Annotated in this window: 20 protein-coding genes; 10 read left to right on the top strand and 10 right to left on the bottom strand. The window is 37.7% G+C overall.

Annotated features, from left to right (window positions below; all coding sequences use genetic code 11):
* Positions 1-18 precede the first annotated feature (18 nt).
* Positions 19-906, top strand: a complete 888-nt coding sequence (locus CLV99_RS12745) for a LysR family transcriptional regulator (RefSeq protein WP_133584881.1) — start codon at positions 19-21, stop codon at positions 904-906.
* 52 nt (positions 907-958) lie between these two features.
* Here CLV99_RS12745 and rseP read toward each other — a convergent pair whose 3' ends face one another.
* The 5 genes from rseP to CLV99_RS12720 form a co-directional block, all read right to left on the bottom strand.
* Positions 959-2,263: an RIP metalloprotease RseP gene (rseP, locus tag CLV99_RS12740; RefSeq protein ID WP_133584880.1), complete on the bottom strand. Its 1,305-nt coding sequence runs from the start codon at positions 2,261-2,263 to the stop codon at positions 959-961.
* A gap of 10 nt (positions 2,264-2,273) precedes the next feature.
* Entirely contained in the window at positions 2,274-3,437 is a 1,164-nt protein-coding gene (locus tag CLV99_RS12735; protein WP_133584879.1) for a 1-deoxy-D-xylulose-5-phosphate reductoisomerase, read from the bottom strand.
* Positions 3,438-3,449: 12 nt separating this feature from the next.
* Positions 3,450-4,241 (bottom strand): beta-carotene 15,15'-monooxygenase, encoded by a 792-nt coding sequence (locus CLV99_RS12730; protein ID WP_133584878.1) that lies wholly within the window; start codon positions 4,239-4,241, stop codon positions 3,450-3,452.
* Positions 4,242-4,437: 196 nt separating this feature from the next.
* Positions 4,438-6,564, bottom strand: coding sequence for a S9 family peptidase (locus tag CLV99_RS12725; RefSeq protein WP_133584877.1), 2,127 nt, complete (start codon positions 6,562-6,564; stop codon positions 4,438-4,440).
* Positions 6,565-6,799: 235 nt separating this feature from the next.
* Positions 6,800-7,138: a DUF3276 family protein gene (locus CLV99_RS12720; RefSeq protein WP_133584876.1), complete on the bottom strand. Its 339-nt coding sequence runs from the start codon at positions 7,136-7,138 to the stop codon at positions 6,800-6,802.
* A gap of 252 nt (positions 7,139-7,390) precedes the next feature.
* Here CLV99_RS12720 and CLV99_RS12715 point away from each other — a divergent pair, with 252 nt between their 5' ends.
* The 6 genes from CLV99_RS12715 to purH all read left to right on the top strand — a co-directional run bounded on the left by CLV99_RS12715 (position 7,391) and on the right by purH (position 13,994).
* Entirely contained in the window at positions 7,391-8,278 is an 888-nt protein-coding gene (locus tag CLV99_RS12715) for a cell wall-active antibiotics response protein (protein WP_246032762.1), read from the top strand.
* Positions 8,279-8,286: 8 nt separating this feature from the next.
* On the top strand, positions 8,287-9,333 hold the full coding sequence (locus tag CLV99_RS12710; protein ID WP_133584875.1) for a sensor histidine kinase: 1,047 nt from the start codon (positions 8,287-8,289) through the stop codon (positions 9,331-9,333).
* Positions 9,326-10,063 carry a LytR/AlgR family response regulator transcription factor gene (locus CLV99_RS12705; RefSeq protein WP_133584874.1) on the top strand — a complete coding sequence of 246 codons (738 nt, stop codon included), beginning with the start codon at positions 9,326-9,328 and terminating at the stop codon, positions 10,061-10,063. The genes CLV99_RS12710 and CLV99_RS12705 overlap by 8 nt, the downstream gene beginning before the upstream one ends.
* Positions 10,064-10,088: 25 nt before the next feature.
* On the top strand, positions 10,089-11,519 hold the full coding sequence (locus tag CLV99_RS12700; protein ID WP_133584873.1) for a serine hydrolase domain-containing protein: 1,431 nt from the start codon (positions 10,089-10,091) through the stop codon (positions 11,517-11,519).
* A 131-nt stretch (positions 11,520-11,650) separates the two neighbouring features.
* Complete coding sequence (gene purN / locus CLV99_RS12695; RefSeq protein WP_133584872.1) at positions 11,651-12,226, top strand: phosphoribosylglycinamide formyltransferase; 576 nt, start codon at positions 11,651-11,653, stop codon at positions 12,224-12,226.
* 241 nt (positions 12,227-12,467) lie between these two features.
* Positions 12,468-13,994: a bifunctional phosphoribosylaminoimidazolecarboxamide formyltransferase/IMP cyclohydrolase gene (gene purH, locus CLV99_RS12690; RefSeq protein WP_133584871.1), complete on the top strand. Its 1,527-nt coding sequence runs from the start codon at positions 12,468-12,470 to the stop codon at positions 13,992-13,994.
* 59 nt (positions 13,995-14,053) lie between these two features.
* On the opposite strand, the gene CLV99_RS12685 is transcribed toward purH, so the two are convergent.
* The 4 genes from CLV99_RS12685 to recQ all read right to left on the bottom strand — a co-directional run bounded on the left by CLV99_RS12685 (position 14,054) and on the right by recQ (position 20,305).
* Entirely contained in the window at positions 14,054-15,385 is a 1,332-nt protein-coding gene (locus CLV99_RS12685) for a Na+/H+ antiporter NhaC family protein (RefSeq protein ID WP_133584870.1), read from the bottom strand.
* 242 nt (positions 15,386-15,627) lie between these two features.
* The gene (locus tag CLV99_RS12680; protein ID WP_133584869.1) at positions 15,628-17,118 is read right to left on the bottom strand and encodes an alanine/glycine:cation symporter family protein; all 1,491 of its coding nucleotides are present in this window, start codon (positions 17,116-17,118) and stop codon (positions 15,628-15,630) included.
* Positions 17,119-17,290: 172 nt separating this feature from the next.
* Positions 17,291-18,106, bottom strand: coding sequence for a 3-deoxy-8-phosphooctulonate synthase (gene kdsA, locus CLV99_RS12675; protein ID WP_133584868.1), 816 nt, complete (start codon positions 18,104-18,106; stop codon positions 17,291-17,293).
* Positions 18,107-18,115: 9 nt separating this feature from the next.
* Positions 18,116-20,305, bottom strand: a complete 2,190-nt coding sequence (recQ, locus tag CLV99_RS12670; RefSeq protein WP_133584867.1) for a DNA helicase RecQ — start codon at positions 20,303-20,305, stop codon at positions 18,116-18,118.
* Positions 20,306-20,399: 94 nt separating this feature from the next.
* Between recQ and CLV99_RS12665 the strand changes: the two genes are divergently transcribed.
* The 3 genes from CLV99_RS12665 (at position 20,400) to CLV99_RS12655 (ending at position 23,201) form a co-directional block, all read left to right on the top strand.
* Positions 20,400-21,365 (top strand): KpsF/GutQ family sugar-phosphate isomerase, encoded by a 966-nt coding sequence (locus CLV99_RS12665; RefSeq protein ID WP_133584866.1) that lies wholly within the window; start codon positions 20,400-20,402, stop codon positions 21,363-21,365.
* A 148-nt stretch (positions 21,366-21,513) separates the two neighbouring features.
* Positions 21,514-21,888: a DUF1573 domain-containing protein gene (locus tag CLV99_RS12660; RefSeq protein ID WP_133584865.1), complete on the top strand. Its 375-nt coding sequence runs from the start codon at positions 21,514-21,516 to the stop codon at positions 21,886-21,888.
* A 110-nt stretch (positions 21,889-21,998) separates the two neighbouring features.
* The gene (locus CLV99_RS12655) at positions 21,999-23,201 is read left to right on the top strand and encodes a pyridoxal phosphate-dependent aminotransferase (protein WP_133584864.1); all 1,203 of its coding nucleotides are present in this window, start codon (positions 21,999-22,001) and stop codon (positions 23,199-23,201) included.
* A 52-nt stretch (positions 23,202-23,253) separates the two neighbouring features.
* Here the strand turns inward: CLV99_RS12655 and CLV99_RS12650 are convergent, their stop codons facing one another.
* Entirely contained in the window at positions 23,254-24,330 is a 1,077-nt protein-coding gene (locus tag CLV99_RS12650; RefSeq protein ID WP_133584863.1) for an SGNH/GDSL hydrolase family protein, read from the bottom strand.
* Between the last annotated feature and the right edge of the window lie 51 nt (positions 24,331-24,381).

Raw genomic sequence — 24,381 nt, 5'->3', positions numbered from 1 at the left:
AAATACCTAATAAGTATCATGGAAATAAGACATCTTCGCTATTTTAAAGTATTAGCAGAAGAATTACACTTCGGCAAAGCAGCAAAACGACTATTCATCTCTCAACCTCCTTTGAGTCGACAGATCAAGGAGCTAGAGGAAGAGCTTTCAGTTAAGCTCCTGACAAGAGATAACAAAAGGGTAGCTTTGACCGAGGCGGGGAAACATTACCTTAGGGAATGTGAGTACCTATTAAATGGTTTAGAGAAGGCTAAACAACAGTGCCAACAGATTCATCTTGCGGAAAGCGGGATATTTAATTTAGGATACATCAGCTCGATTTCTAAAGAAAAACTATCAGAACTTCTAAAACAGATAAAAAACAGCTATCCTTTATTACAAGTTCACCTTTTTGAGACGTCTTCCCAAAAACAACTCACAGCCCTAGAGCAGGGTAAACTTGATATCGGTATTGTCAGAGCTCCCATTACACGTCCAATGTTTACCCAAAAATCCCTATATGAAGATGGTTTTGTCTTAGCCTTGTCCAGTTCAAGGGGGCAAATAATGAATGGTGATTTAAGAAATTTAAATCTTAGTAGATCTTCGTTTATATCCTATAACAGTGATTATGCGCCGGTATATCATCAAAAGTTTATAGAAATCTGCAGTAGGCTTAACTTTACTCCAATTGTTATGCACGAATGCAATACCATACAATCAATATTAGAGTTAGTTGCTCACGATGTAGGGATAGCTATCGTACCCAAAACAGTCCAACAATCTAGTATAGCGTCCAATATATGTTTTTTAGACATCAGTGATTCCTCCGATATCAAAACTCAAATTGTGATGACCTACCTCTCTAATAACCCTAACAAACTACTATTTGCAATTTCAGAACTCATATCCGATCTATTTAAATAGAAAAGCCTGTATTGATCAATACAGGCTTTTCTATTGTTATATTTAGGCTAACTTACCATTTCAAGATATCGTTTCCGAATGTGAAGAGCATTAGAGCAATCAGTATAAAGAAACCAATCATCTGTGCTGTTTCCAAGAACTTGTCACTTAAAGGTTTTCCCTGTACCATTTCTACAAGTAAGAAAATCACATGTCCGCCATCCAACGCCGGGATAGGTAATAAATTCATGAAAGCAAGAGCCATAGACAACGTACCTACGAGCGTCCAAAAGCGCATCCAATCCACCTCTTTACCAAACATCTTGGCTATACCTACTGGACCAGAGAGAGCCTTATCTGCACGAACCTCGCCTTTGAATATCTTGCCAAATCCTTTAATATTGTCTGTGATTACGGAAAAAGCTTTGTTTACGCCAATAGGAAAAGATTCCGTAAACGTATATTCTCGAGTCATCATCGGCCAATTACCAAATCCTAATTTAGTCGTGGTATCGGCTGCAGCTATCAGCTGTAATGAGTCTGTTCCACGGATAATATCTAATTTAATCTCCTGGCCTTTATTCTTAGCTACTTCGTCTTGAAACACATCCAACCTTACCACCTTAACTCCATTTATAGCGACAATGCTATCTCCTTTTAATAATCCCATTTTCGAAGCTCGAGAATCTTCTGAAACGGTATCAACAGGCAACATTTTAAATAATGGAGTGACAAACTCATTACGTTTATGTTCCGCTATCTCATTCAACATTGTCACTGGCAATACGATATCCATTGCATTTCCAGCTCTTTCGATCTGTAGTGTAGCATCTCCCATCAATACATCCGAAGTCATCAAATCCTTGTAGAATAAATTGGCCTTATTGCCATTTACTCCTACGATCTTATCTCCTTCTTGCAGACCTACTTTTTCGCCGATAATACCAGGTTTTATTCCGTACAATTTCGTATTATCAAAATCAGCCTCTCCATACTTAAAAGTAATCATCCAAAAGGCAATAATACCGACAATAACATTAACGATGATACCTCCCAACATTACGATAAGACGCTGCCAGGCCGGTTTCGAGCGAAATTCCCAAGGCTTTGCTTCCTCTTTCATCTGCTCCGTGTCCATCGACTCATCAATCATTCCCGCGATCTTAACATAGCCCCCTAGAGGTAACCATCCAATACCATACTCACAGCCCTTATAATTGAATTTAAAAAGCTTTACTCCCCAAGCGTCAAAAAATAAATAAAACTTCTCTACTTTAATTCCAAACATCCGGGCAGCCAAAAAGTGCCCCAGTTCGTGTAATATAATTAAAATTGACAGTGCCAAAATGACCTGCCCAATCATTACCAATGTTCCCATCTATAAAATATTAGTTTCTCAACTTATTGATTAAATCTCGTGCCATAAGTCGACTTTCCTTATCAAAAGCGATATAATCGTCCAAACTTAGGCTTTCACTATTACTTAGCTGACATAATGTCTCCTCCAGAACATCAGACATTCCTAAAAATGATACCTGATCCTTTAAAAAGGCGTCAACAACAATCTCATTAGCCGCATTAAGAATACAACATCTATTTCCTCCCGCTTCCAAAGCTTCATAAGCGAGTGCGAGATTTCTAAATGTATCCATATCAGGACGTTCAAAGGTTAGCTCTGGGTATTCCAAAAAATTAAAGCGCTTGAATTCATTCTTCAAACGAGAGGGATAGGTCAGCGCATACTGAATAGGCACCCTCATATCTGGAGCTCCCATCTGCGCCTTCATAGAGCCGTCTTCAAACTGTACGATAGAATGTATTATTGACTGTGGGTGTACAACAACGTCAATCTTTGAAACATCAAGATCAAACAACCATTTAGCTTCAATAACTTCCAACCCTTTATTCATCAATGAAGCCGAGTCTATTGTGATTTTTGCGCCCATTGCCCAATTGGGATGCTTCAGAGCTTGTTCGCGGGTTACGTTAATAAGATCATTGGTCGTTTTCCCCCTAAAAGGTCCCCCTGATGCAGTAAGGTATATTTTTTCAATAGGATTTTCTTCGCCGACAAGACATTGGAATATAGCAGAATGTTCAGAATCCACCGGAAGTATCTTGACGTTATGTTTACGTGCAAGCCCCATTACCAACTCACCTGCCATTACCAGAGTCTCTTTATTCGCCAATGCAATATCTTTGCCCGACTTTATAGCAGCTACCGTTGGTTTAAGCCCTGCAGATCCCACTATCGCATTCAAAACGATATCTACCTCAGCAAATTCAGCTGCATCGATAAGACCTTCTTCTCCTACTATGATCTGGCAATCGACAGTGGCTAGCGCCGATTTCACAGTATTAAAATGTAGCTCATTTATAATAACAACAAGCTTAGGTTTAAATTCTAAAGCCTGCTCAATCAGGATATCAACACTATTAGCTGCCGTCAACACAGAAGCTTCAAATCTATCAGGAAAGGAACGAACAACATCAAGGGCTTGTGTCCCAATACTCCCCGTCGATCCTAATATAGCAATACTCTTCTTCTCCAACTTATCGCTTTCTTAAATTATATTTTTAAACAATTCTGGGTCATCACTCCCCTTATATTCCTTCATCATATCAACATAAGCAATAGCCATCACCAAACTCACTGATGGAATAATTATAAAAGTATTAAGCACACTTAACACTTTAGCCATAAGCGGATAATCAAAATACTCAAATGTCAACTGTAAAATGTAAGCAGAAGCTAGCACCAACATAAGCATGAACAAATTCACAACGTTTCCTTTGGTAAAAGCTACACTCAAGCGCCCAGCTCTAAATATATTATGGTTTTTCTCTAATATAAAGAAAGGAAAAAAAGAAATTCGAATCAAAATCAACATCATAAATATACCCGTCAATGCTGGGTTTATCTCAGACAGAATCGTTTCCATTTGGACTCCCATATATAACAAGGGCATACATATAATCGAACATCCTAGATATACAACACCTGTCAAAAAAGAATAAATGACCAATCCGAATAGGAAGTTCAAAAATTGCTTCGGTGAAGGAATGTAAGTTTTCAGTGCAGCATGCTCCACATTACTAGCCAATAATATTGCCCTCTTAATAAGCACCAATTGTAATCCAAAGAAAAGCACTACAAAGACAATAAGTAGCAATACCTTTATAGCACTACCTGTAATATCACTGAGGTACATAGCCAAGAAAGCAGACAAATTATTGGTCACAAAAAGGAGAAAACACAATCCGGCCACAGAGATATAGTGTTTCTTCAAAATATTTAAGGCCCTGAAAAACACATCATTTGCTTTAAACGTGCTTTCCTTTAAAAATTCTAACATACAAACAGATAATACTGCAAAGATGATATATTTTTTGGATTACATCAATTGAAAATAAATCTTTATTTAAGACAAATATTGCAGAAATCGGTGAACGAATACGTCTGATTTCCCAGAACATTTACTCTTTTTTAACAGTGACAATACAAAAACTGGTGATAGAACAAAATTGCTATCACCAGTTTCCCTATACAAATCAGTTAAACTCCTTTGGTAAAGGTTGCTCCAATAGATATTGATAATAAAAACGAGCCCTTTCTCTGAAATCATACGCAACCTTCGATCTATTCCAGCCGTGTCTACTACCTGGATAAATCATAAATTCGAATGGCACACTACGGTCTGTCAGGGCATCAATTAACTGCATTGTATTTTGTAGATGCACGTTATCATCCAAATCCCCATGCATAACCCTCAATCCACCTTTATATTTATCAACATAAGACAAAATCGAGCCATTCTTATACCCCTCCGGATTATCCTGTGGAGTATCCATCCATCTTTCAGTATAATGCGTATCATACAGCTCCCAACTCGTTACCGGTGCACCAGAGATACCGTAATCAAAATAGTCCGCTCCTTTGGTCAATGCTAGGCATGTCATATAACCACCGTAGCTATGTCCAGTAATCAACAACTTATTCTTTGCGACCCAAGTTTTGGCCTTTAACCATTTTGCCACAGTGATATAATCAACTAGCTCCCATTGTCCCAGACTTCGGTGCATAAGTGCTACCCCCTGCTTCCCAAAATGTCCAGAGGCCCTATGATCACATGCTATTTGAATAATACCAGCATTAGCCCAATATTGATTTGAAGTGCCTTTCCATGTATTTTTGACAGTTCCAGCATCCGGTCCACCATAGATACTCATAACAACTGGATATTCTTTGTGTTCATCAAAATCAACAGGGTATGTCACAATTATTGGAAGATCAAACTTTCCATCATCCGATTTTATTGTAAAATACTCCGTTTTCCCAATTTTATAGTTATTAAAGTCTTCCGATCTAGAGTCTGCTAAGTCCTTTATCTTCTTTCCTTGATTATCCATCAAAGCGACTTTGTTTGGCGTATTAACATTCGAATAATTTGTAATAAAGTATTTTCCATCAGGAGACATTATCGTATTATGGGTAAAATCTCCAAAGGTAAGCCGTTTGAGATTCCTGCCCGAATAGTCTACTCGATACAGGTCCATAGTCGCAGAGTTTTCTTTGCGGGCTGTAAAATATACAATCTGGTTCTTTTCATCAATGTGAGCCAACGAATTCACTTGCCAATCCCCTTGTGTGATGGGGTTCAGTAATTTTCCATCTAGGGTATACAAATAATAATGTGCCCACCCAGTCTTGTCTGATTTTAAGATGTAGTGCTTATTATCTCCAAGATAAGTAATTCGCTCATCATGATCTAGATTGATCCAAGTAGATTGCACTTCATTATAAATTTCGCGCTTATTCCCTGTTCCTGGATCTACGGCATAAAATTTCAAATTATTCTGATCTCGATTCATCCATTGAACCATGATGGACTGACTATCAAAACTCCAATACGGCTGTCCAAAATACTGATCATCCTTTTCATTAAATGCAGCCCAGACAACAGGAGCTCCTTCTACCTTAACGAACCCTACTTTTACTTCAGGATTGTCCTGACCTGCTTTTGGATATCTTGTCTCTTCTAAATAACCATTTTGCCCTTTGGACACATAAATAGGAAACATCGGTACTTTCGTATCATCGAATCGCATAAAAGCGATCTGTTTACTATCTGGAGACCACCAAAATGCTTTGTAATTTGTAGGTCGGCCTAATATTTCTTCGTAATATACCCAAGAGGACCAACCATTGTAGATTACATCTGTTCCGTCATTGGTATACTGGATTTCTTTTCCAGTAGCTATGTTCACGCTGAATAAATTACTATTCCGTGTGAATGCAATATACTTCTTATCGGGAGACAAAGTCGGATTTTGCTCTTCTTCATTTGGCGAATTAGTTACCTTCTTTTGCGCTTCTTGTCCATATTTAATGTAAATGTCTTTATCTTTCACAAAGACCATAACATCATTGGTAGGTACAGGAATGTAGGGTTCTCGTTTACCAGATTTGACATGTACTTTGTACGTTTTTCTATCAGACGCATCTGTCTCTAGGTAATGATCCTTATCTGCCCACCCCGCATATCCAGGTATAGCTTTGGTAACCGTATAGCCCCTTCCCCAAGATTCATCAAAACTCAGCTTTTTGTCCTGCCCATTGACAGAATAGTTAACTACAAAAAGTGAGGCCACAAGAAATCCGCTAATTAGTTTATTCATAATATTATAGTATTTGTAATACGTACAAATTTTAAAGGGAAAATGAGTTCCCCATAACGCACATTAATTTTAAAAAGACCATTCTGGTGGATGAAACAAAACATCACTTTATCTAGCTGCTCTCTCACCTAAAGAGAAACAGCAGCAACACAGAACTATCCAGAGAACAGCCAACTTATTACAGAAAAAGCCACTTCGATAAAAGTGGCTCATTATTAACCTATAAAGCAGTTAGTTAGAACGAATAGTTACCTCTTTCAACCAACTCTTCATTACTTTCATATGCAGATTCATCCTGACTAGGCTCATATCTCTTCTCAACAACTTCTTGATTTGATTTGATGTAATCTACCACATCTGTAAGTCCCTCTGCAAATTTCTCAAAATCTTCTTTATATAAGAATATTTTGTGTTTGATAAACTGACCATCTTCAAAACGCTTTTTGCTCTCAGTGATAGTCACATAATAATCATTTGATCGCGTAGCCTTTACATCAAAAAAATAAGTACGTTTTCCTGCTCTCACCTTTTTTGAAAATACCTCTTCACGCTCTTTGTTTTCAAAATCTCCCATTAGTCTAGTTAAGTATTTAAGTTTAAATCCTATTTTTTAATTCCATAAATATATAATAATTAATTTTAAACATCCAAATTTTATTGAAAAAATATTTATTTTTCACACAATATTTCAATTCCAGTAAGAAGTATGTTATTTTCACCGAGTAAATATAGCCGTTTACCGAATGGAGCAAATCATATACCTAATAACACTACAGTTGAGCTAAGTGTAGTGATTACTTTTGGGGTAGGATAAATAAAATTCAAAATGGACACAAGAGAGAAGATGCAACAGAAGCCCGTACTTCCACCAAATAACAACAAAAGTTCTACTATGGTAGGAACAGTGATTATATTATTTGGATTTTTCCTATTATTAAAAAACTTAGATTTTGGCCACCTATTTCCAAGATGGATATTTGGATGGCAGATGATATTAATCATTATAGGAGTTGTTATAGGGGTTAATTCTAAGTTTCAAAAAAAATCCTCACTGATTCTAATAACTATAGGATCGGTGTTTCTTCTAAAAGAAATGATGGATTTTAATCCTGGAAAAATCCTTATCCCGGCTGTAGCTATTATACTTGGAATATACATAGTCAACAGAAACCGCAAAGCCCCAGAAATCCCAGTACCGGGTCCAAAAAGTAATCCTTCAGAAGATGTTGACGAGTTTGACTGGGATAAAAGAGTCATTGATATACCTGAACAGGAAGCTCAAAAGCAATCTTCAGCTCGTGAATCCCAAAATTTTGACTATCAAAGTTCAGAGAATAGGTTCGATGGTTCCAAAGGTAACAGTTTCTATTACGCAGAAAACTATTTAAAGATTGATTCCATATTTGGAAGTGCAAAAAAAATAGTACTGTCCAAAAACTTTCTAGGAGGTACCATGACCAATATCTTTGGCAGTACAGAGATTAACCTACTACAGGCTGACCTCAACCAACCAATTGTGATAGATGTATTTCAATTGTTTGGTAGTACAAAGATAATCGTTCCTCCACACTGGATGGTATCCCCTTCTGTATCATCTATACTCAGCGAAAGTGATGACCGACGTGTCATCATCAACCATATATTTGATGAAAACAAAAAACTCTTCATCACTGGGACGTCGATTTTTGGAAGTTTAACCATCAAAAATAGCTAAAGATAGCAATGGCATCATCCCTATTTAAACTAAAATCAAAAAAAACGTTGATTCACGTCAGCACCTTGACCATCTTCGTTCTTTACTTTTTGGTTTCTTATTTTCTACTCTGGTGGGAGGTACATCCGCTTAAGGTAAACCCAATCGAACCAGCAATAGGTGCGCTGTCCATTACTGCATGTTGTTATCTGATATTTAGCTCCATGCAGTTCTATATGCCTCAAAAGAACAAATACCTAAAAATCACGGTAATCTGTATTACCTTAACAGCATTAAGCTTAGGTATTTCATTATTTGCATTGCTCCGATTTTTTGACACTCCCTCAATCAATCACTTTTATCAGCGTCTTCCCTATCGGTTTATCATAAATTTTCTGCTCTTAATATGTGTAATGATCATTAACATCTTTTGGAATATACAGGAAGAATATACGGAGAACAAAAAACGAAAGGAAGAGTCAGAAAAGCTGGTACGTGACGCAGAACTTTACAACCTAAGACAGCAACTACAACCCCATTTCCTGTTCAACAGCTTGAACTCAATTATTGCATTGATCACTGTAAAACCTGATCTGGCAAAAAAAATGACGTTCCAATTGTCTGATTTTTTAAGAGGAACTTTACGAAAAGACGATAAACAGCTTATTCAATTATCCGATGAAATCAAACATTTAGAACTCTATCTGGAAATTGAAAAAGTACGATTTGGTCACCGGTTAAATACAACCTTTAATTATTCTGAAGACGTCCTATCCGCTAAAGTCCCTAGTATGATTGTACAGCCATTAATGGAAAATGCTATAAAACATGGTTTATATAATGTGACTGGGGATGTACTTATAGAAACCAATATAACCTTAGAGTTGCATATGTTGACAATTGAAATTGCAAACCCCTTCGACTCTGACCAGTTTTACAACGCAAATGGAACAGGCTTTGGCCTAACCAGCATACAACGAAGGCTATTTTTGATCTATGGCCGGACAGATTTATTAAGTGTAAGAAAAAAAGAAAACCAATTTACAGCAACCATCAAAATACCTCAACATGATTAAAGCAATTATTATCGATGACGAACCACTAGCACGCATGATTGTCCAAGGATATCTAGCGAACGAAGAAGACATAGAAGTAGTCGCAGAATGTGGTGACGGTTTCGAAGGAGCCAAAGCCATTCAGCAATATCGCCCAGATCTCGTCTTCTTAGATATTCAAATGCCTAAACTTACCGGCTTTGAAATGCTAGAAATACTTGACGAACTACCACATATCGTATTTACGACGGCATTCGAAGAATTTGCTATAAAAGCATTTGAAAAATCTGCTGTGGATTACCTTTTAAAACCCATACCTGAGGATAGGTTCAAACTTGCTATTCAAAAATTCAGAAATGCCTATGGTACCTCGCAATCAAACAAAGCGATCAAGAATCTTCAAGAAGAAGTCGAAGAGGAAGTACTAGAGCGTATAGTCGTAAAAAATGGAACTCAAATTAAATTGATTCCTGTACAACAAGTAATTTACTTGGAGGCTTATGATGATTATGTAAAAATCCATACAAAAGAGGGAATGTTTTTGAAAAACAAAACGATGTCTTCTTTTGAAAAACAATTAGATCCAAAACAATTTGTTCGCGTGCATCGATCATTTATCATCAAGGTAGATCAATTGGCCAAAATTGAACCTATGGAGAAAGAAAGTTACAGAGGCATTCTTCTAAATGGCGACAAGGTAAATATCAGTAAATCGGGGTATGCTAGACTGAAACAAACAATTGGATTATAACTCACCGATTTTGTAAGTTTGTGAGATGATTAGATATGCCCTATACTCGCTGGTACTGTTATTTTATAGTTTCAATACCTATTCCCAATCTATTGCAGAAAAAAACAATAGGCAAGTCTACAATAGAATAGAGTTTTTTTTCAACACACAACAAACGGACTCCATTTACGCTATGGCTTCGCCACTTTTTCAACAGAATATCCCACTTCAAAAGTTGGAAATGGCATTGCAGTATTTTTACAATTTTGGACAGATAAAAGACGCCTCACCAGCATCTTACAGCAATGGAATTGCGGGTTATAACATTACAGTGGGCAACAAGAAAGGCTCGATCTTCTTAAAGACAGACAGTACATTCCATTTTGATTTTTTGGAGATTAAAGACCAAGAGATTGCCACAGAGAAAAAGGAAAACGTCAAATCTGTGGTCCAAAAGAACAACGCCCTTGATGAATACATTGACTCATTGGCCTTAACATACATACAACAAAAAAACGCACAAGCATTAGCTATTGGCCTAATTCACAAGGGCAAAACAAATACCTTCTACTATGGTGAAACCATAAAAGGAGATACCCTTTCCCTTCCGAAGGAAAATACCTTATTCGAACTAGGTTCCATCACCAAAGTATTTACTGCGACACTTCTGGCAGATCTAGTCGAGCGAAAAGTAATAACATTGGATGACAGCATTAGTAAATATCTACCTGATTCTCTCGCGCAAAATCAATACCTACAAAAAATAACTTTTAAAGATTTAGCAAATCACACATCCGGTCTTCCTCGAATACCAAGCAATCTGGATAAGGTTCCAAAGTTTGTGGCAACCGCCCCCTATGCTCAATATGGTCGTAAAGAGCTATTCTCATATTTAAAAAACATCGAACTCAAGGACGTCCCTGGAAATAATTTTGAATATAGTAACACCGGCTTTGCATTACTTGGTGAGCTAATATCTTCCATATCAAAAAAAACGTATAGCCAGTGTATAACTGAAGTCATCACAAGTCCTTTAGGATTATTAAATACGGTAGAAAAAATAAATTATAAAACACAGAGCATTCCCAAGGTATATAGCCTAACAGGTACAGAGGTTCCATTATGGCAATGGCAAGCTTTTGCTGGAGCTGGTGGTCTAAAATCTACCATAACCGATATGATGAAGTTTGTACAGGCGCAGTTCAAAATGCCTGAAAACAGATTAGAACATGCCATGGCACTTACGAAGCAATTTACATACTACCTCCCGCCTTCTACTGATATCGGCTTAGCTTGGCATATGAATATGCTAGAAGACGTAGTACAATATTGGCACAATGGAGCAACGGGAGGAAGTTCGGCTTTTCTAGCATTAGTACCCGATAGTAAGTCAGCTATCATTGTCCTCTCCAATTCAGCAATTTCAGTTGACGAGATAAGCACTCAGATAATAAGCAAAGTCATTGCTGATAAATAGCCAAACTAAGGATGATAAAATCCTTTAAAAGGTTTATTTTTTCAATGAACGCTCTAGAATACCAAGATTTTTAGTTAAGTTTGAGGTATTACACAATAACTGCTTTAGTACTTTAAAGAATAATTCATTTCATGAAAAAAAGAATAGCAATTTTTGCTTCAGGTTCAGGTTCCAATGCACAAAAGATTATGGAGCACTTTAAATATTCTGATGATGCGGAAGTGGCTTTAGTATTAAGCAACAATCCCGAAGCTTACGTACTACAACGTGCTGACAATTTTGAAATCCCTTCACACGTATTCGACCGAAATGACTTTTATCAAACCGATGAAGTCGTCTCATTACTAAAAAGATTGGAAATTGATTTAGTCGTTCTAGCTGGTTTTCTTTGGCTTGTGCCCTCTAACTTATTAAGTGCATTTCCAAACAAAATCATCAATATACACCCCAGCCTCTTACCAAAACATGGCGGCAAAGGAATGTATGGTGATCGCGTACATAAAGCAGTATTGGCAGCCGGAGATGATGAACATGGAATTACTATCCATTTTGTAAACGAAAACTTTGATGAGGGAGAAATTATATATCAGGGTCGCTTCCGTGTTGAAAAAGGTGACACATTGGAAATATTAAAATTCAATGGCCAACAACTAGAACACCTACACTATCCTAAAGTAATCGAAGGCCTAATCAAAAAATACAACTAGATTTAATCTGCCTCTTCGCAAGGAGCTTCTAATCAATAAATAGAGGCTCTTTACAATTTTTATTCCCCTTAACTTAGCATTGTTTTATTAGCTGACACTTTTCCTATTTAATTAACCAATAGCAATAGGGAATAAATACTTAATTTTGTACATTTGCCACTTCAAATTAAATCTTTCCATTGTCTTTTTAAAATCAACAAACTAAAGGCAGTTGAAAGCTGACACTTTCAGAAAAAAAATAATGAATCATCCTGTTAAGATTAAAAACGCATTGGTTTCGGTCTACTACAAAGACAACCTTGCACCCCTTATCCAACTTTTAAACAAATACGGTGTTACTTTCTACTCTACAGGCGGTACGGAAGCTTTTATCCGTGACTTAGGAATTGGAGTAGAACGTGTTGAAGATTTAACAAGCTATCCTTCTATTCTAGGAGGTCGGGTTAAGACTTTACATCCAAAGATATTTGGTGGTATTTTATCACGTCGCCCATTAGACGATGACAAAAAACAATTAGAGCAATTTGAGATCCCAGAGATCGATTTAGTCATTGTTGATCTATATCCATTTGAAGAAACAGTAGCCTCCGGTGCTTCCGATGAGGACATTATCGAAAAAATAGATATCGGTGGAATTTCTTTAATACGTGCAGCAGCGAAAAACTTCAACGATGTCGTTATTATTTCATCTAAAAATGACTACAAAGAGTTAGAAGAATTATTAGCTCAACAGGAAGGAACCACTACGTTAGAGCAACGTAAGTCATTCGCAAAACGCGCTTTCAATACATCATCACATTACGACACAGCGATATTCAATTATTTCAACCAGACTGAACCGTTAGAAGTATTCAAGCAATCTGAACAACAGGCACAGGTATTACGTTACGGAGAGAATCCACATCAAAAAGGAGTTTTCTTTGGAGACCTTGATGCTATGTTTGACAAATTAAATGGAAAAGAGCTATCTTATAACAACCTGGTAGACGTAGACGCTGCTGTTGCTATCGTTGATGAATTTCAAGAACCTACATTCGCGATCTTAAAACATACCAATGCATGTGGTGTAGCCTCTCGCCCAACTGTAAAACAAGCTTGGATCGATGCTTTAGCTTGTGACCCTGTATCAGCATTCGGAGGAGTATTGATCACCAACGGAACGGTAGATGGTGAAACAGCGAAAGAAATCAACAATTTATTCTTTGAAGTCCTGATTGCACCAAGCTATACAGAAGAAGCAATCAATATTCTTACAGAAAAGAAAAACAGAATCATTTTACGACGTAAGGAGGTTAAATTGCCTACACAGCAGTTTAAAACATTGCTAAATGGCGTCATTCTACAAGACAAAGACAATACTGTCGAAGGTCCATCTCAAATGACTGCAGTAACAACTATAGCACCTACAGCAGAGCAACAAGAAGATCTTTTCTTTGCCAATAAAATTGTAAAACACACCAAGTCAAATACGATTGTATTTGCTAAAAATGGCACATTAATTTCTTCAGGCGTAGGCCAGACCTCTCGCGTGGATGCCTTAAAACAGGCAATTGAGAAAGCTAATGCTTTTGGTTTCGATCTTAAAGGTTCCTCTATGGCTTCCGATGCATTCTTCCCATTCCCTGACTGTGTAGAAATCGCTTCAGAAGCTGGTATTGCAGCGGTCTTACAACCTGGAGGATCAATCAAAGATCAGCTTTCCATTGATATGGCCAATGAAAAAGGTATCGCAATGGTAACAACAGGTGTTAGACACTTTAAACACTAAAAAATATTAATTATACAAAAAAAGGGAGTTTTAGAAACTCCCTTTTTTTGTATATGCCCTTAACCTATACTTTTTCTTTTCGAAAAAAGTATAAACAATAACGTAGCAAGTCCTGTCAAAAAGGGATAGTACAAGTATTGAATAAGTTCAAAAGGTGGTAATCCAGACTTCCCTGGCTCATCATATATAACAGCCGCAGCAGCCAACGCTGCTAGGATCTGTGCCCCATAGGGAATAATTCCCTGTACAAAACACGATGTGGTATCTAATATACTTGCTATCCTTCTAGAGTCTAAAGCAAATTTATTTCCGATTTCCTTTGCAAGAGGTCCTACAATAACAATTGTAATGGTATTATTCGCAAGTGCTAGATTGACTAGAGCTGTCAAAGTTGCAATCCCTAACTCAGCACTTTTTGCCGTTTTAACCCTTCGAAGGATTGTATCTAATAAATAATCAATTCCCCCATTAAAGCGTATTACTCCAACAACGCCACCTATAATCAAGCACAACAAACTTAACTCGAACATACTTGCAAAACCAGCATTGACACTAGTAACACTGGTCAAGAAGGTTACCTCATTTGTCCATATCCCGATAGACAATGCAACCAATACCCCTACTCCCAAAGTCCAAATCACATGGAGTCCCGATAGCGCTAGGATGAAAACGACAACGTACGGTACTATTTTAATCAGCTCATAATCCCGAATCACCATAGCAGTCATTCGTTGTTCAAATTGTGCTCCTAGGAAATAATATATCACCGCTACTAGAATTGCTACTGGAAAAACTATAGCAAAATTCATCTTAAACTTTTCACGCATTCCAACATCTTGGGTTCGGGTAGCGGCAATGGTCGTGTCCGATATAAAGGACAGATTATCACCAAACATTGCTCCACCTACTACCGCGGCTAATGCCAATGGCATAATACCCGGAATATGAGTTTCAAAGCCTACAGCTATAGGTGCAAGTGCTACGATAGTTCCTACCGATGTCCCCAAAGAGATAGATATAAAACAGGAAATTAAGAAAATACCCGAAACGATAAAGCTTGGGGAAATATAGGTTAAAGCAAAATTCACTGTAGACGATATAGCACCAATTGAATTGGACAAACTACCGAAAGCACCAGCCAATAAAAAGATTAAAATCATTATCAAGATATTCTCATCACCGGATCCCACAGAGAAGTGTTTGAGTTTATCAGAAAAAGATTTCTTTGGATATTGGATAAAAGCTATAAAAAGCGATAATACGAACACTACAAGCACAGGCACTGCATAGAAATCTTTCAAGTACAGCGATACCGAGAAATAAATAACTACAAATGCTATCAAAGGCAGTAATGCCCATACCCGAGTATCCCTTTTATTTTTGTCCACCATTTTCTTAATGTAAAATCGGTTACAAAACTACAATTCGTAAATTACATTTCACCTATCTAATTAGTTAAGGAAACTCATGGCACACTGTTTGCTATGATTATCTTACTTTACAAATAAACTTAACATTATGAGAAAGCTATCTTATACCACTTTCTTGTTGCTACTTTTTGTAGCATTTGTCCTGATATTCGCTACAACCTGTATTGGTGGGTCTTAGTTATCAAATCAGAAAAAGGATTAAATTATCCCTTTTTGTGACTTTCCCAAAAGTCAGCGTTTTTTATACCCAGTTCATTTGGATTAAATTCGGGATCTTCGATACCTTGTTTCCTTTTAGCAACATAGTCTTTCCAGACTTTCATTGCAGTCTTACTCATCAAAAGAATGGCAATTAAGTTGACCCAGGCCATCAATCCTACACCGATATCTCCTAAATCCCAAGCTAATTTTGCAGTTTTAATCGTACCAAAATAGGTTGAAAACAAAAAGATCACACGTAACAACCAAATCACAATTTTCTTATTCTTTCCCTTAATAATATACGCTACGTTAGTTTCTGCATAATAGTAATAAGCCATGATAGTCGTAAAAGCAAAGAAAAATAAAGCAACGGCCACAAACTGGTTACCAAATCCCGGAAAGTGATGCGAAACAGCAGCCTGAGTAAAGCCATCTGCGGCAACTCCCGGTATATTCTCTTTCAGCAGAGATACCGCATGCCCAGATTGATCAAATGATTCTGCCACATTATACATTCCCGTAAACAGAATCATCAACGCCGTCGCCGTACATACAAACAAGGTATCTACATATACAGAAAAGGCTTGTACCAACCCCTGTTGTGCAGGATGACTCACGTCTGCCGCCGCAGCAGCATGTGGAGCAGTCCCTTGTCCAGCTTCATTAGAATAAATACCACGTTTTACTCCCCAAGCAATAGCCATCCCTATGACACCGCCAAATGTAGCATCCATACTAAAAGCTGAACTAAAAATAAGCTTGAACATTTCGGGTATTTGACCAAAATTCATCCCTATAATAATCAATGCCATCAAAATATATGCACCAGCCATAAAAGGTACAATAAACTCCGAGGCCTGTCCTAACCGCTTCACACCACCAATAATAATAACGGTCAACAAAAGGACAACTATAATACCCACCCAACTGATAGTCAAGTCCATCCCCGCTATAGAAACCATACTATTGGAATAATCAAAGGCATTAGTTATTGTACTATTGATCGCATTACTCTGAACCCCTGGAAGTAAGAATCCTGTACTCACTATTGTAATCACAGCAAACAAGACCGCATACCACTTCACACCTAATCCCTTCTCAATATAGTAAGCAGGACCTCCTCTAAACTCATCCCCTTCTTTCTGCTTATATACCTGCGCCAAGGCTGCCTCCACAAAAGCAGAAGCAGAACCTAAGAAAGCTATTGCCCACATCCAGAAAACGGAACCTGGCCCTCCCATATATATAGCGGTTGCAACCCCAACGATATTACCTGTACCTACCCGCCCAGAGATCGCTAAGGCGAAGGCTTGAAAAGACGATATACCTTCATTCGATTTCTTCTTCTTAAACAAAAGATTCAGCATATCTTTAAGGTAACGCACCTGTAAAAAACCAGTCCGAAACGAAAAATACAATCCAATTAAAAGGCAAGAATATATAAAAAAATCGCTCCATACATAGCTAGAGATAGTAGAGATAAGCTGTTCCATCAATAAGGTCTAATTGTGATAATTGTCATTTACCCTGTAAATAAAGGTATTTTTTAGGAGAAACCGATAGTTTTATTACAAATATTTTTAATACACCGTGCGTCCCAATAATAAAGGCGTCTGTATATACAGACGCCTTTATTATTGGGCATTTAATATAGTTGCTAATTCCTTATCCAATAGCCTCACGTATTCGAGTTAGCTTCTGCATCAATCCTTCCAGCAAATCTAGATGTAGCATATTAGCCCCATCAGATTTAGCATTTGCTGGATCAGGGTGCGTCTCAATAAAAAGACCATCGGCTCCAACTGCAATTGCAGCTTTGGCAATTGTCTCTATTAATGCGGGTTTTCCTCCTGTCACCCCACTTGTCTGATTTGGTTGTTGTAAGGAATGAGTACAATCCATCACTGTAGGAACCTGAAAAGAACGCATAGCAGGTATACCTCTAAAATCGACTACCAGATCTTGATAACCAAATGAATTACCTCGTTCTGTCAAAACAACCTTTTCATTCCCCGCATCTTTAACCTTATCCACGGCGAATCCCATAGATTCTGCAGACAGAAATTGCCCTTTCTTAATGTTGACTACCTTTCCTGTTTCTGCTGCTGCAACCAATAATTCCGTCTGTCTACATAAAAATGCAGGAATCTGCAAAACATCTACATACGCTGCCGCCATGGCTGCTTCATGACTCTCGTGAATATCCGTTACAGTAGGAACTCCAAACTCTTTGCCTATTTTTTCTAAAATTTTCAATGCCTTCTCATCACCAATTCCAGTAAAAGAATCGATTCTCGATCGGTTAGCTTTACGATAAGATCCCTTAAAGATAAAGGGAATCCCTAGCGAATCTGTTATTCGAACTATCTTTTCTGCTATACGGATTGCTATTTCTTCTCCCTCAATAGCACAGGGGCCAGCCATTAAGAAAAACTGTTTAGAATCACCGTTCTTAATATCGGGGAAATACTTATTTATCATCTTACTATTTTAATTACCTAATTCTGATATAAATTTGATTCGCATTAGTTGTATATCCTCGTATGAATAATCCTGCTCTCCTAATTCAGATAAAGCATTTTTAATCGAATCTACCTCTGCCATCTTAAAATAATCATATACTTCATCTTGACGATCCTGATCAATCATTTCATCTACAAAATATCCTATATTCAATTTTGTACCTGAATAGACAATCGATTCCACCTCCTTTAATAAATCTTCATAGCTAATACCTTTTGAAGATGCAATATCTTCCAGACCGATCTTTCTATCGATATTCTGAATGATACTCACTTTGAGTGCCGATTTATTAGCCGTACTCTTTACGATCAAGTCCTGAGGCCTATCAATACCTTTTTCCTCTACATAATTCTTAATCAAATCGACGAAAGGTGAACCGAATTTAAGCGCTTTGCCAGCTCCGACTCCATGAATCTGCTTCATTTCATCCATGGTAATAGGATAGTGCGCACACATTTCCTCTAAAGAAGGATCCTGAAAAACAACAAACGGAGGAAGTGACTTTTGCTTGGCGATTTTTTTACGTAAATCTTTTAACATCCCCAACAAGTCCGTATCTAAAGCGCCTGAAGCTTGCTTTGGCTCCTCCACCCCATCATCATCGCTAACTTCCATCGGGCTATTCAAAATAAATTTTATCGCATATGGATTATTGAGATAGCGTCTCCCGTCCTCAGTCAAAGTTAAGAGACCATAATGATCAATATCTTTCTTAATGAAATCAGCCAACTCAGCTTGTCTAATAAGCGAATTCCAATAATTCACACCTTGCTCTTTTCCTGCACCAAAAAGAACATGCTCATCGTGCTTATAGGAAGAAATCGGTTGGTTATTCTGTCCCAAGAATACATTTATAACATGATGGTCATCAAACTTATCACCCTCCTCTTTGATAAAATTCAACATCTTTATCAAATCCGCTTCTGCATCGAAGTACGTCTTTTGAGCCCGGCAGTTATCACACATATTATTACATCCGGTTTCATCAAATTTTTCACCGAAATAGTGTAAAATCTGCTTACGTCTACATACAGAAGACTCCGAATAATCGATAACTTCCTTCAGTATCTGAGTACCAATCTCACGCTCTGAGACAGGCTTATCTTTCATGAATTTGGTCAATTTCTCAACATCCTTCTTTGAATAGAAAGATATACATACTCCCTCTCCTCCATCACGACCAGCGCGACCAGTCTCTTGATAATAACCCTCCATCGACTTCGGGATATCATGGTGAATTACATACCGTACATCAGGCTTGTCAATCCCCATTCCGAAAGCAATCGTTGCTACAATCACCTCCACATCTTCCATCAGAAATTTATCCTGTGTATCGGCGCGGGTCTTCGCGTCCAACCCGGCATGATAAGGAAGTGCCTTGATACCATTAATATTGAGTACTTCAGCTATTTCTTCTACTTTCTTACGGCTCAGACAGTATATGATACCAGTTTTACCGGTATTCACTTTAATAAACTTAACAATTTCTTTGACAACATTCTTTTTGCTGCGTACCTCATAGAACAAATTAGAACGATTAAAAGAAGACTTAAACAAAGTCGCATCATTCATCTGTAAATTCTTTCGGATATCAGACTGCACCTTAGGTGTAGCAGTCGCTGTCAACGCAATAATTGGAATATTTTCACCGATACCGTTTATAATCAATCGGATCTTACGATATTCAGGTCGAAAGTCATGTCCCCATTCCGAAATACAATGTGCCTCATCCACCGCCACGAAGGAGACTTTAATGTTTTTCAAGAACTGTACATTATCCTCTTTCGACAACGATTCCGGAGCGACATACAATAACTTTGTCTTCCCCGCGGACACATCGGCTTTAACTTTAGTGATCTCTCCCTTAGTAAGTGAAGAGTTCAAAAAATGAGCTATACTATCCGTTCCTCCAAAAGCCCTGAGCTGATCCACCTGATTCTTCATTAAAGCGATCAACGGAGATATAACTATCGCTGTACCGGCACTCATCAATGCAGGCAATTGATAACAGATAGACTTACCTCCACCGGTCGGCATTATGACAAAGGTATCTTTCTTGTTTAAAATGTTAGTGATAATGGCCTCTTGGTCGCCCTTAAATGCATCAAACCCGAAGAATTCTTGGAGATTGTCGTACAAAGATTTTTCTATTTCCATCTGCGCAGCTACAAAATTAAACAGGTAGCTTACCTATCTAAAATTTAAATAACCTATTTTTGTGAATTGTATTATAAAAATAGGCATATTTTCCGTGAAAAGCAATTCAGAAATAAAAAAAGAGGCTATAGAAGTCCTCGAACTAGAAGCTAAAGCACTGCTAAATGTAGCATCAAAAATCAATGATGATTTTGTTGAAGTAATACACCTTATCTTAAACCTCCAAGGTCGGGTAATTCTAACTGGAATCGGCAAAAGTGCAATTATTGCACAAAAAATAGTAGCTACACTCAATTCTACCGGCACCCCAGCTATCTTTATGCATGCAGCCGATGCCATACACGGAGACTTGGGCATCATCCAAGAACACGACCTGATCATTGCCATTTCAAAAAGTGGGAATACCCCTGAGATAAAAGTCTTGATCCCTTTCTTAAAACAAACGAAAAATAAAATGGTCGCAATTGTAGGAAACATGAATTCCTTCCTTGCCGAACAATCCGATTATAGATTAGATACGACAGTAGAACGAGAAGCCTGCCCTAACAATCTAGCACCTACTACTAGTACAACAGCTCAACTAGCCATGGGCGATGCCTTGGCGGTATGCCTCCAAACTGCTAGACAGTTTACAGATAAGGATTTCGCTAAATATCACCCTGGAGGGGCTCTTGGGAAACAACTATACCTCAAAGTGGGAGATGTATCGAACCCCAATGCAAGACCAAGTGTTCATCCAGACGACTCTATAAAACAACTTATCATAACCATCACAAATCATAGACTAGGTGCAACCGCCGTACAGGACAATGAAAAAATAATAGGAATCATTACGGATGGCGACATCAGAAGAATGCTAGAGAAACACGATGACATCTCCCAGTTGAAGGCCATTGATATTATGTCAATAAATCCAAAAGAGATCGAAGAAGGTGAATTAGCCGCTAACGCCCTACATAAGATGAGAGAAAACAATATCTCTCAATTATTGGTCACAAAAAGTGGTGAATATGCAGGTATCATTCATCTACAAGATTTACTAAAAGAGGGAATTATTTAAACCATAACAACAGGATACAGTCAAACAAACTACAAGATTTATTGTAAAAATATTGTTGTTTAAGCCACTGGTTAAAATATGTTAAGATAAACAACTACATTTGGCACGTCAATTGAACAAAATTTAGAAATTTAGATATTAAACGAATATGAAAAAGTTATTAAGTATTGCAACAGTATTAGTCGCTTTCATTTCATTCACAGCTATGGCATTAGCAGTTGGTGAATTCAAGTTTGAAAAAGAAACGCACGATTTTGGGACCATACCTTTTAACAAGCCGGCTAGTTTTGAGTTCGCATTTACAAATACGGGAGATGCCCCTATCATTGTTTCAGAAGTAGCTCCATCTTGCGGATGTTCTGTAGCAGATTTTTCAAAAGCGCCAATCAAACCTGGTGACTCAGGAAAAATAAAAGTGACATACAATGCAGCGACTAAAGGTCCGTTTACAAAATCATTTACTGTAAAATCAAATACAAAGACACCAGTAAAGACCTTAACTGTAAAAGGTAATGTAGAGTAAAACAAAAAAAAGCATATAAAAAGCCGTAACAGTTTAAAACTGTTACGGCTTTTTTATAATCCGTCTTTTCTTATCTTTGTACACTATTTTAACATTAAAACTCTAGTTATATGCCAAAGATATCACAAAAAGGCATGGATATGCCAGCCTCTCCGATACGAAAACTAACTCCTTTTGCTGATCAGGCAAAAAAGGAAGGAAAAAAGATATATCATCTAAATATTGGACAGCCTGATATCCAAACCCCAGAAATAATGTTGAATGCTTTAAAGAATATAGACTTTAAAGTATGGGCTTACACCCCTTCTGAAGGAACTGCATCTTATCGGGCCAAGTTGGCAGAGTATTACAACAAGTTAGACTACAACATTCAACCTACTGATATCTTAGTCACCAATGGTGGCTCCGAAGCTATTACCATAGCCATGCAAGCGTGCCTTAATCCAGGTGAGGAGATAATCATCCCCGAGCCCTTTTATGCAAACTACAATGGATTTGCCTGTTCTTCGGATATTGTTATAAAACCGATTGTCTCGCATATTGAAAATGGTTTTGCATTACCCTCTATTGCTGATTTTGAAAAAGTGATTACAGAGAAAACCAAAGCAATCGCTATTTGTAATCCCAATAATCCCACCGGATACCTTTATTCACGTGAAGAACTTGAAGCATTAAAAGCAATCTGTATTAAATACGATCTATACCTATTCTCAGACGAAGCTTATAGAGAGTTCTGCTACGATGGTCGCGAATTCATTTCGCCAATGCATCTAGAAGGGCTTGAAAACAATGTTATCGTCTTAGACACCGTCTCCAAGCGTTACTCCGCTTGTGGAGCTCGTATCGGCTGTCTTATAACGAAAAACAAAGGACTTTATCAAACAGCGCTAAAATTTGCACAAGCACGCCTTAGTCCATCACTAGAGGGACAAATAGCTGGTGAAGCAGCTGTCGACACACCAGATTCTTATTTCGATGCCGTTTCAAAAGAATATACAGCCCGTAGAGACACTTTGGTCAAAGGATTAAACAAAATCGATGGCGTATTCTGTCCTAATCCAGGAGGCGCATTTTATGTTGTAGCCAGATTACCAATTGATAATGCAGATAAATTCTGTCAATGGATGTTAGAAAAATTCAGCTACGAAAATGAGACAGTCATGATGGCTCCAGCTACAGGATTCTACAGCACTCAAGGTTTAGGTCTAAACGAGGTCCGCCTAGCTTATGTATTGAATCAAGACGATTTAAGAAAAGCGTTAGTCTGTTTAGAAAAAGCGCTTCAAGAATATCCTGGCAGAAAGGAATTTTAAATTCATCTCCCAAAATAAAAGGCTAAGTAAATACTTAGCCTTTCATTTTTAACTAGTGTATATTATGTTTTTTCATGACATCAAGTACAAATGGTTCAATTTGTTCAACCATACGCATAAATCCCAGGTCACTAGGATGCGTACCGTCCGTCGTTGCTTCATGATCCTCCCCTAACAAACTAGAAGTATCGAGATAATACAAAGCTTTACCCCCTTTTGCGATAAGTTTATTATATTCTGTTTTCCAATTAGCATTTTGTAAATGATTCCGGTTGTTCCAGTTTTGATGAAAATAACTTAACTCCCGAATTACCGATGGAATCATAATAATGGGCGTATTGGGGTGCTTCTCCCGCAGATAAGAAACCAAATACACGGTTCTTTCGCTCACCTGCTCAGGTGAAGAATTCGGCACACAGTCTAATATAAAAACATCTGGGTTTATATCTCCCAACATGTGCACAACTTCCTTTTCCATCCGCGCATTACCACTCACTCCGAAGTTCAAAAAATTAAACCCAGTGCGCCTCGACAACAATGCTGGGTACGCCATACCAGGACGACTGGCTGAAGCGCCGTGTACAATGCTCGAACCATAAACAACAATATTTCGTTTAAAAGGATTAGGCAACTCTACAAAACTGGCACCTTCCTCCACCCCAATCTCCAACGATGTAGTCTCATCATACAATGGAAGATAAACCAAAAACTCCTTTTCAGTAGAATCTAGATGTTCTAATATCAATCCATCTTCACAAGTTTTTACCGTTCCTTTTGAACCAGCGTACTGCCATCTCCCCGCTCTATTTTTAATATAGACATCCAGCCCCTTATTTGCAATCGCAGTTAGATTGAGTCCGACTTTCTTATCGGTAACACACCATTTGGCATATAATTCCGAGGAATTTGATTTAAAGGTTACAAATAGGCCTGCACTATTAGTGTAGAGTTTTTTCACACTTGCAGGCATAGTATTATACTTCAATGTATCAACCCGATGAAACTGTTGAGAAGTTTCAAAATATTTACCGTAAATCGGCAATTTATAGAAGCGCTTACCTTGATCTTGAGCAAAAAGGTTATTCATAAAGAGGAGCGTTCCCAAAAATAACGTCGTTAGTTTTTTCATTGCAATAAAATTAATAAAAATCCACACACAAGCAACTAATATAATTAGTAA

It is taken from the genome of Sphingobacterium yanglingense, from assembly GCF_004363245.1.
Classification (GTDB): domain Bacteria; phylum Bacteroidota; class Bacteroidia; order Sphingobacteriales; family Sphingobacteriaceae; genus Sphingobacterium; species Sphingobacterium yanglingense.
This window is presented reverse-complemented; position numbering and strand designations above follow the sequence as displayed.

What these genes read in the sequence shown, in the direction of transcription:
- CLV99_RS12725 (WP_133584877.1), bottom strand. Translation starts at nt 6,564, where the DNA reads ATGAATAAACTAATTAGCGGATTTCTTGTGGCCTCACTTTTTGTAGTT.
- purH (WP_133584871.1), top strand. Translation starts at nt 12,468, where the DNA reads ATGAATCATCCTGTTAAGATTAAAAACGCATTGGTTTCGGTCTACTAC.
- rseP (WP_133584880.1), bottom strand. Translation starts at nt 2,263, where the DNA reads ATGGGAACATTGGTAATGATTGGGCAGGTCATTTTGGCACTGTCAATT.
- CLV99_RS12680 (WP_133584869.1), bottom strand. Translation starts at nt 17,118, where the DNA reads ATGGAACAGCTTATCTCTACTATCTCTAGCTATGTATGGAGCGATTTT.
- CLV99_RS12700 (WP_133584873.1), top strand. Translation starts at nt 10,089, where the DNA reads ATGATTAGATATGCCCTATACTCGCTGGTACTGTTATTTTATAGTTTC.
- kdsA (WP_133584868.1), bottom strand. Translation starts at nt 18,106, where the DNA reads ATGATAAATAAGTATTTCCCCGATATTAAGAACGGTGATTCTAAACAG.
- CLV99_RS12655 (WP_133584864.1), top strand. Translation starts at nt 21,999, where the DNA reads ATGCCAAAGATATCACAAAAAGGCATGGATATGCCAGCCTCTCCGATA.
- CLV99_RS12710 (WP_133584875.1), top strand. Translation starts at nt 8,287, where the DNA reads ATGGCATCATCCCTATTTAAACTAAAATCAAAAAAAACGTTGATTCAC.
- purN (WP_133584872.1), top strand. Translation starts at nt 11,651, where the DNA reads ATGAAAAAAAGAATAGCAATTTTTGCTTCAGGTTCAGGTTCCAATGCA.
- CLV99_RS12660 (WP_133584865.1), top strand. Translation starts at nt 21,514, where the DNA reads ATGAAAAAGTTATTAAGTATTGCAACAGTATTAGTCGCTTTCATTTCA.
- CLV99_RS12745 (WP_133584881.1), top strand. Translation starts at nt 19, where the DNA reads ATGGAAATAAGACATCTTCGCTATTTTAAAGTATTAGCAGAAGAATTA.
- CLV99_RS12650 (WP_133584863.1), bottom strand. Translation starts at nt 24,330, where the DNA reads ATGAAAAAACTAACGACGTTATTTTTGGGAACGCTCCTCTTTATGAAT.
- recQ (WP_133584867.1), bottom strand. Translation starts at nt 20,305, where the DNA reads ATGGAAATAGAAAAATCTTTGTACGACAATCTCCAAGAATTCTTCGGG.
- CLV99_RS12685 (WP_133584870.1), bottom strand. Translation starts at nt 15,385, where the DNA reads ATGGTGGACAAAAATAAAAGGGATACTCGGGTATGGGCATTACTGCCT.
- CLV99_RS12705 (WP_133584874.1), top strand. Translation starts at nt 9,326, where the DNA reads ATGATTAAAGCAATTATTATCGATGACGAACCACTAGCACGCATGATT.
- CLV99_RS12730 (WP_133584878.1), bottom strand. Translation starts at nt 4,241, where the DNA reads ATGTTAGAATTTTTAAAGGAAAGCACGTTTAAAGCAAATGATGTGTTT.
- CLV99_RS12720 (WP_133584876.1), bottom strand. Translation starts at nt 7,138, where the DNA reads ATGGGAGATTTTGAAAACAAAGAGCGTGAAGAGGTATTTTCAAAAAAG.
- CLV99_RS12715 (WP_246032762.1), top strand. Translation starts at nt 7,391, where the DNA reads ATGGACACAAGAGAGAAGATGCAACAGAAGCCCGTACTTCCACCAAAT.